We start from the raw sequence: 15,670 nt of genomic DNA on the forward strand, positions 1-15,670 counted from the left end.
TCATTACAATGTGCCGTTCTCAACGGGGTGCTGCGCCGAGTGCGCGGGCTGAGAAAATACCCGTCGAACCTGATCCGGATAACGCCGGCGAAGGGATTTGAGGCTACAGCTCAAGTCCTTTGCCACTCTTTTAATGAGGTGCAAAGTGTTAAAAAAATGTCTTCCCCTGCTGCTACTGTGCGCAGCGCCTGCCTTCGCCAAACCTGTTTTGACTGTCTATACCTACGACTCGTTCGCCGCTGACTGGGGCCCCGGTCCAACCATCAAAAAAGCCTTTGAAGCTGACTGCAACTGTGAGCTAAAACTGGTGGCGCTGGAAGATGGTGTATCACTGCTGAACCGCCTGCGTATGGAAGGAAAAAACAGTAAAGCCGACGTAGTACTTGGTCTGGACAACAACCTGCTTGAAGCCGCAATGCAAACCAAACTGTTTGCCAAAAGCGACGTGGCGAACGATACCATCGCAGTCCCTGGCGGCTGGAAAAACGACACGTTTGTACCGTTTGATTACGGCTATTTCGCCTTCGTTTATGACAAAAACAAGCTGAAAAACCCGCCGAAAAGCCTGAAGGAACTGGTCGAGAGCGACCAAAAATGGCGTGTAATCTACCAGGACCCACGCACCAGCACGCCGGGTCTGGGACTGCTGCTGTGGATGCAAAAAGTCTATGGCGATAAAACGCCAGAAGCCTGGCAGAAACTAGCAGCAAAAACCGTCACCGTCACCAAAGGCTGGAGTGAAGCCTACGGCCTGTTTCTGAAAGGTGAAAGTGATCTGGTACTAAGCTATACAACTTCTCCTGCGTATCACATCATCGGAGAGAAGAAAGACAACTACGCCGCCGCGAATTTTAGCGAAGGTCACTATCTGCAGGTTGAAGTTGCTGCCCGCACCGCTGCCAGCAAGCAGCCGGAACTTGCAGAAAAATTCCTTAAATTTATGGTCTCTCCGGCATTCCAGAACGCCATTCCGACGGGCAACTGGATGTATCCGGTTACCCAGGTCGCCCTGCCGCCAGGATTTGAGCAACTGGAAAAACCATCTACCGCACTGGAATTTACTCCGCAGCAGGTAGCAACCCAACGTCAGGCATGGATTAGCGAATGGCAACGCGCCGTCAGCCGTTAATACCCGGCTGGCTGATACCAGGGCTTTCAGCCGCCACGCTGATGGTGGCTGTCGCTCTGGCAGCATTTCTGGCGCTGTGGTTTAACGCGCCACAAGGGGACTGGTTCTCGCTGTTGCAGGACAGCTACCTGTGGCACGTGGTGCGCTTTTCCTTCTGGCAGGCGTTTTTATCCGCAGCGCTGTCCGTCATCCCGGCGATTTTCCTCGCCAGAGCACTCTATCGCCGCCGTTTTCCCGGACGTCTGGCGTTGCTGCGCCTGTGCGCGATGACGCTGATCCTGCCTGTGCTGGTCGCCGTCTTTGGTATCCTCAGCGTATATGGTCGCCAGGGCTGGCTGGCCTCAATCTGGCAAACATTCGGACTGGAATGGACGTTTTCCCCGTACGGCCTGCAGGGCATTCTGCTGGCCCACGTCTTTTTCAATCTCCCAATGGCCAGCCGCTTACTGCTGCAATCACTGGAGAATATTCCCGGTGAACAGCGTCAGCTCGCAGCGCAGTTAGGTATGCGCGGCTGGCATTTCTTCCGCTTTGTTGAATGGCCATGGCTGCGTCGTCAGATCCTCCCCGTCGCTGCACTCATCTTTATGCTGTGTTTCGCCAGCTTCGCTACCGTCTTGTCGCTCGGTGGTGGGCCACAAGCAACCACCATTGAGCTGGCTATCTATCAGGCGCTGAGCTTTGATTACGATCCTGCCCGAGCCGCCATGCTGGCGCTGATCCAGATGATTTGTTGTTTAGCCCTTGTGCTGCTTAGCCAACGTCTGAGCCGGGCGATCGCCCCCGGTACCACGCTGGTCCAGGGGTGGCGCGATCCCGACGATCGCCTGCACAGCCGCCTAGCTGACGCAATCCTGATTATTCTGGCCCTGCTGCTGTTGCTGCCGCCGCTGCTGGCGGTGATGGTCGATGGTTTAAATCGCCATGTACTGGATGTGCTTATGCAGCCAGTACTGTGGCAAGCGCTGTGGACCTCACTGCGCATCGCGCTGGCAGCAGGCATGTTGTGCGTTATTCTCACCATGATGCTGCTATGGAGCAGCCGCGAACTGCGTGCCCGACAGCAGGTACTGGCAGGCCAGACGCTGGAACTTAGCGGCATGATGATACTCGCCATGCCGGGCATTGTGCTGGCTACCGGCTTCTTCCTGTTGCTTAACGACACTATAGGGCTACCGGACTCTGCGGATGGCATTGTCATTTTCACCAATGCGCTGATGGCGATCCCTTACGCGTTAAAAGTGCTGGAAAATCCAATGCGTGATGTAACCACACGCTACAGTAGGTTGTGTCAGTCTTTGGGTATTGAAGGGTGGTCACGGCTGAAAGTGGTTGAACTGCGCGCCCTGAAACGTCCGCTGGCGCAGGCAATGGCCTTTGCCTGCGTGCTCTCTATTGGCGATTTTGGCGTGGTGGCGTTGTTTGGTAATGATGATTTCCGCACGCTGCCATTTTACCTGTATCAGCAAATTGGTTCTTATCGCAGCCAGGATGGTGCGGTAACGGCATTATTGTTGCTTCTCCTGTGCTTTACGCTGTTTACCGTTATTGAGAAATTACCGGGTCGAAATGTTAAAACTGATTGATATCACATGGCTGTACCACCATTTGCCGATGCGCTTTACGTTGTCAGTTGCGCGGGGTGAGCAGGTCGCGGTACTTGGGCCAAGCGGTGCCGGGAAAAGTACCCTATTGAATCTGATCGCCGGATTTCTGACACCGGCCAGTGGTACCATGTTGATTGAAGGTGAAGATCACACCGCCACGCCGCCCTCTCGTCGTCCTGTTTCCATGCTGTTTCAGGAAAACAACCTGTTCAGTCACCTGAGCGTACAGCAAAACATTGGCCTGGGCCTTAATCCGGGATTAAAACTGAACGCGTTTCAGCAGGAGAAAATGCACCATATCGCCAAACAAATGGGGATCGAAAACCTGCTGGAGAGACTTCCCGGCGAGCTTTCCGGCGGACAGAGGCAACGCGTCGCTCTGGCACGCTGTCTGGTTCGCGAACAGCCCGTGTTACTGCTCGACGAACCGTTTTCCGCGCTCGACCCCGCTCTGCGTCAGGAGATGCTAACGCTGGTAGCCGATGTTTGTCGTGAGAAGCAATTGACTCTGCTGATGGTGTCACACAGCGTAGAAGACGCCGCGCGTATTGCGCCGCGTTCAATTGTGGTCGCCGACGGACGTATAGCGTGGCAAGGCAAAACGGATGAGTTATTAAGCGGTCATGCCAGTGCCTCAGCATTGCTCGGAATTGAGCGTCAGTAGCCAACCACTTTGCGCAGAATATCAATATAAACAGGCATCAATGGATGGCGCACCAGGGCAACCAGCGCAACAACGCCGATACCGAGAATAAGTGGTGCCAGCCAGAGCAGACGGCCTCGTGGCAAATACGGCGTTAAACGATCAACCGCGGCTTTGCCACTGCGCCACAGTCGCCAGCACAGCCAGCCTCCAACCCACAGCAGCAGCGCCGTCGCCAGCAACAACCATTTGAAATCCCCGCTCTGTATCTCAGAAGGAATATCAATCGCCGCGCCAGCCAGAATACCCGGCAAAAAATAGAAAGGGGGCCACAGTATGCAACCAATGATATTGGGCACGATAAATTTTGTGACCGGCAGATCCAGCATACCCGCCACCATCGGCACCAGCGGGCGCGTCGGCCCTACAAAACGGCCTACCAGAATGGTGAACATGCTGTGCTGATGGAGCGCATGTTCAGTTTTATCCAGTAATGCCTTGTTCTTTTTCATAAAAGACCAGCGATGAAGCGGCTTTTTAAAGCGCCATCCCAGCCAGAAAGAGATCCAGTCACCCAACAAACAACCAACGATGCCCGCAAGCCAGGCGTGCCAGAAGTTCAGTTCACCACTGCCAATCAGTGCGCCCAGCCCCGCCATCATTACGGTACCGGGTAAAATCAGGCCCACCAACGCCAGTGACTCCAGAAAAGCCACCAGTAGTACGGCTATCAAAGAGTACACGGCGGACTGGAGGATAAAGTGTTCCAGCAATGCTTGCATAATGTGTCCGTCAGATTTACGAAGCAGGGATTCTGATAACCCTTCCCAACTTCGTCAAGCCATCATTTGTCTGAATAGTTTGCGAGATATGACAACTTTCAGGACACATCATTCACTTTTTATTCACACCCTGCACGAAATTCGCTTGGGCTGGCACCGGTACATTTCTTGAAAACACGCGAGAAATAGAGCTGATCGTCAAATCCAACATTACGCCCGACCGTAGCGATAGGCATGCGCGTGGTGCTCAACAGGAGTTTAGCCTGGCTAATACGCTGATCCTCACGCCAGCTCAATACGCTAATACCCAACTGCTGGCGGAACAGGTGCGATAAACGCGATGGCGACAGGCAGACATGTTGTGCGACGCTGGCAATATCAAAATTGCTGTCTGCAAGGTGATCGCTGATGTACTGGCAGGCATCACGTACGCGGTTATCCATCGGCGGGTGCAGCGATTCATTAATTGCTTCCATACGTCTGAGCAGCAGTTGCTCCAGCAGATTAATCGCCAGCAGTTCCGAGTATCGCCCTTCCCCCTGTCCGGCACTGATGATCTGACCAAACAGTTCGTTAAAATGCGGCTGATGCGCTTCGTCCGGACGAAAAAAACCAGTCTGAGCAAAAATCGTCGGCCAGGTCAGCCACTCCTGCCAGTATGCGCGTGGTCGAAAATAGACCCACTGGTGATACCATTCGCTGGCATCGGGGTGGCGTCCGTAGTGGTGAATTTCACCCGGTGGGAACAATAAAATATCACCTGGCCGGCAGACAAACTGCTTGCCCTGATTATTGATAACCCCTTCCCCACGGATGGTAAGGTTCAAGATATAGCCCTTCATCCCTAACGGCCTGTCGATAAAAAAATCCAGGTATCCGTTTGCTTCAATGGGGGTTAATCCCGCCACCAGATGTGCGTTAAACGAATAACCCGGCAGCAGGGGATCGTTTTGCGTTTCAGCCATAATTTCAATACTCCCGATGCTCTGATAAGAAACAAATCGTCCATATTGCGCAAGACATCGTCACCCTCGCTTTAGTGGATCGCCGTGTTTTCAGAAATTGACCATAAACCCCGCTTGTGAAAAGCATCTTGTAAAAAAGCCGTACCACATCGACGACAAAAACGGCTAACAAAAGTGTCTATAACTACGGCAGAAATGTCCACATTGATTATTTGCACAGCGTCACACTTTGTGATGTCACAGCATTTTAATCCATAAGATTAGCGGATCCTGCCTGACGGTTTTTATCCCTACTATCTACTGTTTATCCATACCTGTTTTTTTGGATGGAGCAAGACGATGGCAATTGCAATTGGCCTCGATTTTGGTAGTGATTCAGTACGAGCTCTGGCGGTGGACTGTGACAGCGGCAAGGAAATCGCCACCAGCGTAGAGTGGTATCCACGCTGGCAGGAAGGGCTGTATTGCGATGGCCCAAATAACCAGTTTCGCCATCATCCGCGTGACTATATTGAATCAATGGAAGCGGCGCTCAAAACTGTGCTGGCCGAACTGAGCGCTGAGCAGCGCGAGGAAGTGGTCGGGATTGGCGTTGACAGTACGGGTTCAACCCCGGCTCCCGTTGATGCCGATGGCAACGTCCTCGCACTGCACCCGGCGTTCGCTGACAATCCGAACGCCATGTTCGTGTTGTGGAAAGATCACACTTCAGTAGAAGAAGCAGAAGAAATTACCCGCCTGTGCCACACGCCAGGCAAAGCCGATTATTCCCGCTATATCGGCGGTATTTACTCCAGCGAATGGTTCTGGGCAAAAATCCTGCACGTTACCCGTCAGGACAACGCTGTTGCACAGGCCGCAGCCTCCTGGGTTGAACTGTGTGACTGGGTTCCGGCCCTGCTCTCAAATACTGTGCGTCCACAGGATATTCGTCGTGGACGCTGTAGCGCCGGACACAAGTCTCTGTGGCATGAAAGTTGGGGGGGGTTACCTCCGGCAAGTTTCTTTGATGAGCTCGACCCGCTTATCAACCGCCATCTGCAATACCCGATGTTTACTGACACCTTCACCGCTGACCTGCCTGTTGGCACGCTGTGTGCCGAATGGGCGCAACGCCTCGGTTTGCCAGAAAGCGTGGTGATTTCAGGCGGCGCATTTGACTGCCATATGGGAGCAGTCGGCGCAGGAGCGCAACCCAATACGCTGGTAAAAGTTATTGGCACTTCTACCTGCGACATTCTGATAGCCGACAAGCAAAGCGTGGGTGAGCGCGCGGTGAAGGGAATTTGCGGTCAGGTTGATGGCAGCGTCGTACCCCATTTTATTGGTCTGGAGGCTGGTCAATCCGCCTTCGGCGATATCTATGCCTGGTTTAGCCGCGTATTGAGCTGGCCACTGGATCAGCTTGTAGCGCAGCACCCTGAACTGAAAGCTCAAATTAAAGCCAGCCAAAAACAGTTGCTGCCCGCGCTGACCGAAGCATGGGCGAATAATCCTTCGCTGGATCATCTGCCGGTGGTACTCGACTGGTTCAACGGTCGTCGTACACCAAATGCCAACCAGCGCCTGAAAGGGGTCATTACCGATCTTAACCTTGCGACCGATGCTCCAGCACTGTTTGGTGGCCTGATTGCCGCAACGGCATTTGGCGCACGTGCCATCATGGAATGCTTTACCGAACAAGGTATTGCAGTCAACAACGTGATGGCCCTCGGCGGCATCGCGCGTAAAAACCCGATCATCATGCAAGCCTGCTGCGACGTACTTAATCGCCCGCTGCAGATTGTCGCTTCAGATCAATGCTGTGCGCTTGGCGCAGCCATCTTTGCCGCCGTCGCCGCAAAAGTTCACGCCGATATCCCGACCGCTCAGCAAAAAATGGCAAGTGCTGTGGAAAACACGCTGCAACCTCGCACCGAACAAGCTCAACGTTTTGAACAGCTTTATCGCCGCTACCAGCAGTGGGCTGTAAGCGCTGAACAACAATATCTTCCGACTGCCGCTCCGGCGCAAACAGCCCCGGTCAACCAGGCAACCCTGACACATTAAGGACACGACAATGACGATTTTTAATAACTATGAAGTGTGGTTTGTGATTGGTAGCCAGCATCTGTATGGGCCAGAAACTCTGCGTCAGGTAACCCAACATGCCGAGCACGTCGTAAACGCGCTGAATACCGAAGCAAAACTGCCCTGCAAACTGGTTTTAAAACCGTTGGGAACTTCACCTGACGAGATCACCGCAATTTGTCGTGATGCCAGCTATGACGATCGTTGCGCTGGGATGGTGGTCTGGCTGCACACCTTCTCTCCGGCCAAAATGTGGATCAACGGCCTGACGATCCTTAACAAGCCGCTGCTGCAGTTTCACACCCAGTTCAACGCTGCCCTACCGTGGGATAGCATTGATATGGACTTTATGAATCTGAACCAGACTGCGCACGGTGGTCGTGAGTTCGGCTTTATCGGCGCGCGAATGCGTCAACAGCATGCCGTCGTCACCGGTCACTGGCAGGACAAGCAGGCGCACGAGCGTATCGGTTCATGGATGCGCCAGGCTGTATCCAAACAGGATACCCGCCACCTGAAAGTGTGCCGCTTTGGCGACAACATGCGTGAAGTGGCTGTCACCGACGGTGACAAAGTTGCCGCCCAGATTAAATTTGGTTTCTCCGTTAACACCTGGGCTGTTGGCGATCTGGTTCAGGTGGTAAACGCTATTAGCGACGGCGATATTAATGCGCTGATCGACGAGTACGAAAGCAGCTACACCATGACACCAGCAACGCAGATCCACGGCGAAAAGCGTCAGAATGTGCTGGAAGCAGCTCGTATTGAACTGGGGATGAAGCGCTTTCTGGAACAGGGTGGGTTCCACGCCTTTACCACCACATTTGAAGATTTGCACGGCCTGAAGCAACTCCCGGGTCTGGCCGTACAACGTCTGATGCAGCAAGGCTACGGCTTTGCGGGCGAAGGCGACTGGAAAACAGCCGCTCTGCTTCGCATCATGAAGGTGATGTCAACCGGTCTGCAGGGCGGCACCTCATTTATGGAGGATTACACCTACCACTTTGAGAAGGGTAACGATCTGGTGCTCGGCTCGCACATGCTGGAAGTCTGTCCGTCTATCGCGGTGGAAGAGAAACCGATCCTCGACGTACAGCATCTTGGCATCGGTGGTAAAGACGATCCTGCCCGCTTGATCTTCAACACCAAAACCGGCCCGGCAGTGGTTGCCAGCCTGATCGATCTCGGCGATCGCTTTCGTCTGCTGGTTAACTGCATCGACACGGTACAAACCCCGCACGACCTGCCGAAACTACCGGTGGCTAACGCATTATGGAAAGCCCAGCCGGATCTCCCCACCGCATCAGAGGCCTGGATCCTTGCTGGTGGCGCGCACCATACCGTCTTCAGTCACGCGCTGGATCTGAACGACATGCGTCAGTTTGCTGAAATGCACGATATCGAGATCACCGTGATCGACAACGATACACGCCTGCCGGCCTTCAAGGACGCGCTGCGCTGGAATGAGGTGTATTACGGTTTGAAACGTTAAGGGTGATAAACATGTTAGATGATCTCAAACGTCAGGTACTGGAAGCGAACCTGGCGCTACCGAAGCACAACCTGGTTACCCTGACCTGGGGAAACGTTAGTGCCGTGGACCGCGAGCGCGGCGTATTTGTAATAAAACCTTCCGGTGTCGATTACAGTGTTATGACCGCTGATGATATGGTCGTCATCAGTATTGCAACGGGTGAAGTGGTAGAAGGAGAGAAAAAACCGTCTTCCGATACCCCAACCCACCGTTTGCTGTATCAGGCGTTTCCGACCATTGGCGGCATTGTCCACACCCATTCGCGTCACGCGACCATCTGGGCACAGGCAGGTCAGTCGATTCCGGCAACAGGCACAACACATGCGGACTACTTCTACGGGGCTATTCCCTGCACGCGTCAAATGACCGACGCCGAAATCAACGGGGAATATGAGTGGGAAACCGGTAATGTGATCGTTGAAACCTTCGAGAAGCAAGGCATTGACGCAGCGCAAATGCCGGGGGTGCTGGTGCACTCTCACGGCCCGTTTGCCTGGGGTAAAAATGCCGAAGACGCCGTACACAACGCGATTGTGCTGGAGGAAGTCGCCTATATGGGGATTTTCTGCCGCCAGCTCGCGCCACAACTGCCGAATATGCAGCAAACCCTGCTGGACAAACACTATCTGCGTAAACACGGTGCCAAGGCCTATTACGGACAGTAGCGAATTACTCAAGCAGTGCAGCGCGCTCTGGCGGCATACAACTGTATAAAACCACAGCAAACTCCTCAGAACCAGGCTATAATCATGCCTGGTTTTTTGATGGATACACAGCGTGGCGCAGGCAGGTTTTATTTTAACCCGACACTGGCGGGATACCTCGCAGGGGACAGAGGTTTCATTCTGGCTGGCAACAGACGATGGGCCACTGCTTGTCACGCTTGCGCCTCAAGAGTCGGTCGCCTTTATCCCCACAAGTCAGGTTTCCCGAGTCACCTCATTATTAAGTAGTGAAAACGGCTATCGCCTGACGCCGCTCAATTTGCAAGATTTTCACCGACAACCTGTTTCTGGCCTGTATTGCCGTTCACATCGTCAGCTTATGCGTCTGGAAAAACTGCTGCGAGAAAACGCAGTGACGGTGTACGAGGCAGACGTGCGCCCACCAGAGCGTTATCTGATGGAACGCTTTGTCACGTCCCCCGTTTGGGTCGAAGGCGACAGACGCGGCAACACGCTTGTAAATGCCCGCCTGAAGCCGAATCCAGACTACCGTCCCCCTCTGAAATGGGTATCACTGGATATCGAAACGACACGACACGGTGAACTGTACTGCATTGGCCTTGAAGGCTGCGGACAACGCATTGTGTATATGCTCGGCCCGGCAAATGGTGATGCCTCACAGCTTGATTTTGCACTTGAGTACGTGGCAAGTCGTCCTCAGTTGCTGGAAAAACTCAACGACTGGATAGCACGTCACGATCCTGATGTGATTATCGGCTGGAACGTGGTGCAGTTCGATTTACGCGTCTTGCAAAATCATGCCGAACGTTATCGTATTCCACTGCGTTTTGGCCGCGATAACAGCGAGCTGGAGTGGCGCGAGCATGGTTTCAAAAATGGCGTTTTCTTCGCCCAGGCTAAAGGCCGTCTGATTATTGACGGCATTGAAGCGCTTAAATCAGCATTCTGGAATTTCTCATCGTTTTCACTGGAGACGGTTTCGCAAGAGCTGCTGGGAGAAGGGAAATCTATTGATAACCCGTGGGATCGAATGGACGAAATTGACCGCCGATTCGCTAACGATAAGCCTGCGCTTGCCACATACAACCTTAAAGACTGCGAACTGGTCACGCGCATTTTTCATAAAACTGAAATCATGCCATTTCTGCTGGAACGCTCGACGGTCAACGGCCTGCCTGTCGACCGGCACGGTGGTTCCGTTGCCGCCTTCGGCCATCTCTATTTACCGCGCATGCACCGCGCCGGCTACGTGGCACCGAATCTGGGGGAAGTCCCTCCTCACGCCAGCCCCGGCGGCTACGTGATGGATTCGCGCCCGGGTTTGTACGATTCCGTGCTGGTACTGGACTATAAAAGCCTGTATCCCTCAATCATTCGGACTTTTTTAATCGACCCGGTGGGGTTAATTGAAGGTATGGCGCATCCTGACCCGGTACACAGTACCGAAGGTTTTCTTGATGCCTGGTTCTCGCGCGAAAAACACTGCCTCCCGGAGATCGTTACCCAGATCTGGCACGGACGCGATGAGGCTAAACGCCGCGGTAATAAGCCGCTTTCTCAGGCGCTGAAAATCATCATGAACGCGTTTTACGGCGTGCTTGGAACAACCGCCTGTCGTTTTTTTGATCCACGGCTGGCTTCATCAATTACCATGCGCGGCCATGCGATCATGCGCCAGACCAAAGCACTGATTGAAGCTCAGGGATACGACGTCATCTATGGCGATACCGACTCAACCTTTGTCTGGCTCAAAGGCGCACACTCAGAAGAGGAGGCCGGAAAGATTGGCCAGCAATTGGTGAATCACGTCAATACCTGGTGGGCACAATCGCTGCAACAACAGAATTTGACCAGCGCCCTGGAACTGGAGTTTGAAACCCACTTCTGCCGTTTTCTGATGCCGACGATTCGCGGTGCGGATACGGGCAGCAAGAAACGCTACGCCGGACTCATTCAGGATGGAGACCAACAGCGTATGGTCTTCAAAGGGCTGGAAACAGTGCGCACCGACTGGACGCCGCTGGCGCAGCAGTTTCAGCAAACGCTGTATCTGCGTATTTTTCGTAACGAGCCCTATCAGGAGTTTATCCGCGAAACCATTGATAAACTGATGGCGGGAGAGCTTGATGACCAACTGGTTTACCGCAAGCGCCTGCGTCGCCCGTTGAACGAATACCAACGTAATGTGCCGCCACACGTGCGTGCCGCACGGCTTGCTGACGAACAAAACGTAAAGCTGGGCCGCCCTCCGCAGTATCAAAACCGCGGTACCATCAAATATGTCTGGACGATAAACGGCCCGGAACCGGTGGATTATCAATTATCTGCGCTGGATTACGAACATTATCTTACGCGCCAGCTACAGCCTGTTGCGGAGGGAATTCTTCCCTTTATTGATGATAACTTTGCTACACTACTCACAGGGCAACTGGGGTTATTTTGACGCGTGACGAATGCGTCGCCATCCAGTACCATAGCGCCCTTTCCATTCCTGGACCCATTTAACATCACTACCACTGATTTATTAGCCTGGTAGCGGTGTCGTATGCTCTCAAAAACTCGGGGTGCCCGAATAATGACGAGTATTGCCTGCAATTAAAGATATAGAGCCGAACACATATGCCTTTTACACTTGGTCAACGCTGGATCAGCGATACAGAAAGCGAATTGGGACTTGGTACTGTTGTCGCCATGGATGCGCGAACCGTCACATTACTTTTCTCATCAACGGGTGAAAACCGTCTGTACTCGCGCAGTGATTCCCCCGTGACCCGGGTGATGTTCAATCCTGGCGATACGATAACAAGCCATGAAGGTTGGCAGCTGCATGTCGATGAAGTAAAAGAAGAAAACGGCCTGCTTGCTTATATCGGGACCCGCCTTGATACCGAAGAAACCGGTGTGATGCTGCGTGAAGTACTACTCGACAGCAAACTGGTATTCAGTAAACCGCAGGATCGCCTGTTTGCTGGTCAAATCGACCGTATGGACCGCTTTGCTCTGCGCTACCGTGCGCGTAAATTTCAGAGCGAGCAGTACCGTATGCCGTGGAGTGGTTTGCGCGGTCAACGCACCAGCCTGATCCCTCATCAGCTCAATATTGCCCATGATGTCGGTCGTCGCCATGCCCCCCGTGTTCTGCTGGCAGACGAAGTTGGCTTAGGAAAAACAATTGAAGCCGGGATGATCCTGCATCAACAGTTGCTGTCTGGCGCCGCAGAGCGTGTGCTGATCATCGTCCCTGAGACGTTACAGCATCAGTGGCTGGTCGAAATGTTGCGCCGTTTCAACCTGCGCTTTGCGCTGTTTGATGATGAGCGCTATGCCGAAGCGCAGCATGACGCCTACAACCCGTTTGAAACCGAACAACTGATCATCTGCTCGCTGGACTTTGCCCGTCGCAATAAGCAACGTCTGGAACATCTGTGCGACGCCGAGTGGGATCTGCTGGTGGTCGATGAAGCTCATCACCTGGTGTGGAGCGAAGATGCGCCAAGCCGTGAATATATGGCGATTGAACAGCTGGCTGAGCGCGTACCGGGGATCCTGCTGCTGACCGCAACGCCGGAACAGCTGGGCATGGAAAGCCACTTTGCACGTTTGCGCCTGTTGGATCCAAGTCGTTTCCACGATTTCGAGCAGTTCGTTGAAGAGCAAAAAAATTACCGTCCGGTTGCCGATGCCGTCGCTATGCTGCTGGCAGGCAAGAAGCTGAGCAACGATGAGCTAAACATGCTGGGTGAGATGATTGGCGAGCAGGACATTGAGCCATTGTTGCAAGCTGCGAACAGCGATAGTGACGACGCCCAGAGTGCACGTCAGGAGCTGGTTTCGATGCTGATGGACAGACATGGCACCAGCCGCGTACTGTTCCGTAACACTCGTAACGGCGTGAAAGGCTTCCCGAAACGCGAGCTGCATACCATCAAGCTGCCGCTGCCAACCCAATACCAGACCGCAATTAAAGTCTCCGGCATTATGGGTGCGCGCAAGAGCGCGGAAGATCGCGCACGCGACATGCTCTACCCGGAACAGATTTACCAGGAATTCGAAGGCGATACCGGTACCTGGTGGAATTTTGATCCGCGCGTTGAGTGGCTGATGGGCTACCTGACCAGCCATCGCTCGCAGAAAGTGCTGGTTATCTGTGCGAAAGCGACCACCGCGTTGCAGTTGGAACAGGTGCTGCGTGAGCGCGAAGGCATTCGCGCCGCCGTGTTCCATGAAGGTATGTCGATCATTGAACGTGACCGTGCCGCCGCCTGGTTTAGCGAAGAAGACAGCGGCGCACAGGTGATGCTGTGCTCTGAAATCGGCTCTGAAGGCCGTAACTTCCAGTTTGCCAGCAATCTGGTGATGTTTGATCTGCCGTTTAACCCGGATCTGCTGGAACAGCGTATCGGCCGTCTGGACCGTATTGGTCAGGCGCATGATATTCAGATCCACGTCCCCTTCCTGGAAAAAACCGCGCAGTCTGTGCTGGTGCGCTGGTACCACGAAGGTCTGGATGCGTTCGAACACACCTGCCCGACCGGACGTACCATCTATGATACTGTCTACAATAATCTGATTGGTTATCTGGCAGAACCGGAAAACAACGAGGGATTTGATGACCTGATCAAAACCTGCCGCGAACAGCACGACGCACTGAAAGCGCAACTGGAGCAAGGGCGTGACCGTCTGCTGGAAATTCACTCCAATGGCGGCGAAAAAGCACTGGCGCTGACCGAAAGTATTGAAGAGCAGGACGATGACACCAGCCTGATCGCGTTCGCCATGAACCTGTTTGATATCGTCGGTATTAATCAGGATGACCGTGGTGATAACTTAATTGTCCTGACGCCATCCGACCATATGCTGGTTCCTGACTTTCCGGGACTGCCGGAAGATGGCTGTACCATTACGTTTGAGCGTGATGTGGCGCTGTCGCGTGAAGATGCCCAATTTATTACCTGGGAACACCCGCTGATCCGCAACGGTCTGGATCTGATCCTTTCCGGAGACACCGGTAGCAGCACCATTTCCCTTTTGAAGAACAAAGCATTACCAGTAGGCACACTGCTTGTTGAACTGATCTACGTCGTTGAAGCGCAAGCGCCGAAACAGCTACAGTTAAACCGCTTCCTGCCGCCAACACCGGTACGCATGTTGCTGGATAAAAATGGTAATAACCTCGCCGCGCAGGTTGAGTTTGAAACCTTTAACCGTCAGCTCAGTGCCGTTAACCGCCACACCGGAAGCAAACTGGTCAACGCCGTGCAACAGGATGTCCACGCGATTTTGCAGTTGGGCGAAGCACAGGTTGAGAAGTCTGCCCGGGCATTGATCGACGCCGCGCGCAAAGAAGCGGACGAGAAGCTGACTGCGGAGCTGTCGCGCCTGGAAGCACTACGCGCTGTTAACCCAAACATCCGTGATGACGAACTTGCTGCAATCGAAAGCAACCGTCAACAGGTGATGGATAGCCTGGATCAGGCGGGCTGGCGCCTGGATGCCTTGCGCCTGATCGTCGTGACGCACCAGTAACGGAGCCATACATGGGGATGGAAAACTACAATCCGCCGCAGGAACCCTGGTTGGTTATCCTGTATCAGGATGAACACATTATGGTGGTCAACAAACCGAGCGGTTTGTTGTCCGTGCCGGGTCGTCTTGAAGAGCACAAAGACAGCGTGATGACACGTGTTCAGCGCGACTATCCACAGGCTGAATCCGTACATCGTCTGGATATGGCAACCAGCGGTGTGATTGTAGTGGCGCTGACCAAAGCGGCAGAGCGCGAGCTAAAACGTCAGTTTCGCGAGCGCGAACCGAAGAAGCAATATGTCGCGCGCGTCTGGGGACATCCCTCACCTGCCGAGGGACTGGTTGATTTACCACTGATTTGTGACTGGCCGAACCGACCAAAGCAGAAAGTGTGTTATGAAACCGGCAAATCCGCGCAGACCGAGTATGAAGTCGTGGAGTTTGCTGCGGATAATACCGCCCGGGTGGTGCTCAAACCTATTACCGGGCGTTCCCATCAGCTTCGCGTACATATGCAGGCGTTAGGGCATCCGATTCTGGGCGATCGCTTCTATGCCCCGCCGGAAGCCCTGGCGATGGCACCACGCTTGCTACTGCATGCGGAGATGCTAACCATCACCCACCCCGCCTACGGCAACAGTATGACGTTTAAAGTCCCGGCAGATTTTTAAATCTCAAAGCCAATTTATGCCGGAGGCGCTTCGCTTATCCGGCCTACATTCATAACG

The 15,670-nt window shown here is 53.7% G+C and carries 11 protein-coding genes and 1 riboswitch; of the genes, 9 read left to right on the plus strand and 2 right to left on the minus strand.

Translation table 11 applies throughout. The features are described 5' to 3' along the window. Window positions 1–13 precede the first annotated feature (13 nt). Window positions 14–114: riboswitch (TPP riboswitch) on the plus strand. Between the two features lie 31 nt (window positions 115–145). Genes thiB through thiQ form a run of 3 tightly spaced genes read left to right on the plus strand, consistent with a single transcriptional unit; the run spans window position 146 to window position 3,400 of the window. Further along, entirely contained in the window at window positions 146–1,129 is a 984-nt protein-coding gene (gene thiB, locus SK36_RS17265; RefSeq protein ID WP_048222066.1) for a thiamine ABC transporter substrate binding subunit, read from the plus strand. After that, window positions 1,105–2,715: a thiamine/thiamine pyrophosphate ABC transporter permease ThiP gene (gene thiP, locus SK36_RS17270; protein ID WP_048222067.1), complete on the plus strand. Its 1,611-nt coding sequence runs from the start codon at window positions 1,105–1,107 to the stop codon at window positions 2,713–2,715. Before thiB ends, thiP begins: the two co-directional genes overlap by 25 nt. Further along, complete coding sequence (gene thiQ / locus SK36_RS17275; RefSeq protein ID WP_048222068.1) at window positions 2,699–3,400, plus strand: thiamine ABC transporter ATP-binding protein ThiQ; 702 nt, start codon at window positions 2,699–2,701, stop codon at window positions 3,398–3,400. The genes thiP and thiQ overlap by 17 nt, the downstream gene beginning before the upstream one ends. Here the strand turns inward: thiQ and SK36_RS17280 are convergent. Beyond that, entirely contained in the window at window positions 3,394–4,161 is a 768-nt protein-coding gene (locus tag SK36_RS17280) for a DedA family protein (protein ID WP_045439729.1), read from the minus strand. The two genes, thiQ and SK36_RS17280, sit on opposite strands and share 7 nt — an antisense overlap. A gap of 119 nt (window positions 4,162–4,280) precedes the next feature. Continuing rightward, window positions 4,281–5,126, minus strand: a complete 846-nt coding sequence (gene araC / locus SK36_RS17285; RefSeq protein ID WP_045439726.1) for an arabinose operon transcriptional regulator AraC — start codon at window positions 5,124–5,126, stop codon at window positions 4,281–4,283. A 339-nt stretch (window positions 5,127–5,465) separates the two neighbouring features. Between araC and araB the strand changes: the two genes are divergently transcribed. From araB to rluA, 6 genes are all read left to right on the plus strand, one after another. Then, a complete protein-coding gene (gene araB, locus SK36_RS17290) occupies window positions 5,466–7,175 on the plus strand; it encodes a ribulokinase (RefSeq protein ID WP_048222069.1) in 1,710 nt (569 codons plus the stop codon). Window positions 7,176–7,185: 10 nt separating this feature from the next. Next, window positions 7,186–8,688: an L-arabinose isomerase gene (araA, locus tag SK36_RS17295; protein WP_045439719.1), complete on the plus strand. Its 1,503-nt coding sequence runs from the start codon at window positions 7,186–7,188 to the stop codon at window positions 8,686–8,688. 11 nt (window positions 8,689–8,699) lie between these two features. Continuing rightward, complete coding sequence (araD, locus tag SK36_RS17300; RefSeq protein ID WP_048222070.1) at window positions 8,700–9,395, plus strand: L-ribulose-5-phosphate 4-epimerase; 696 nt, start codon at window positions 8,700–8,702, stop codon at window positions 9,393–9,395. A gap of 112 nt (window positions 9,396–9,507) precedes the next feature. Then, window positions 9,508–11,859 carry a DNA polymerase II gene (gene polB / locus SK36_RS17305; RefSeq protein ID WP_048222071.1) on the plus strand — a complete coding sequence of 784 codons (2,352 nt, stop codon included), beginning with the start codon at window positions 9,508–9,510 and terminating at the stop codon, window positions 11,857–11,859. 176 nt (window positions 11,860–12,035) lie between these two features. Then, complete coding sequence (gene rapA, locus SK36_RS17310; protein ID WP_045439712.1) at window positions 12,036–14,942, plus strand: RNA polymerase-associated protein RapA; 2,907 nt, start codon at window positions 12,036–12,038, stop codon at window positions 14,940–14,942. Window positions 14,943–14,953: 11 nt separating this feature from the next. Then, on the plus strand, window positions 14,954–15,613 hold the full coding sequence (gene rluA / locus SK36_RS17315; RefSeq protein WP_048222072.1) for a bifunctional tRNA pseudouridine(32) synthase/23S rRNA pseudouridine(746) synthase RluA: 660 nt from the start codon (window positions 14,954–14,956) through the stop codon (window positions 15,611–15,613). Window positions 15,614–15,670 lie beyond the last annotated feature (57 nt).

The organism is Citrobacter sp. MGH106 (genome assembly GCF_001037495.1).
In the GTDB taxonomy this organism is placed as follows: domain Bacteria; phylum Pseudomonadota; class Gammaproteobacteria; order Enterobacterales; family Enterobacteriaceae; genus Citrobacter; species Citrobacter murliniae.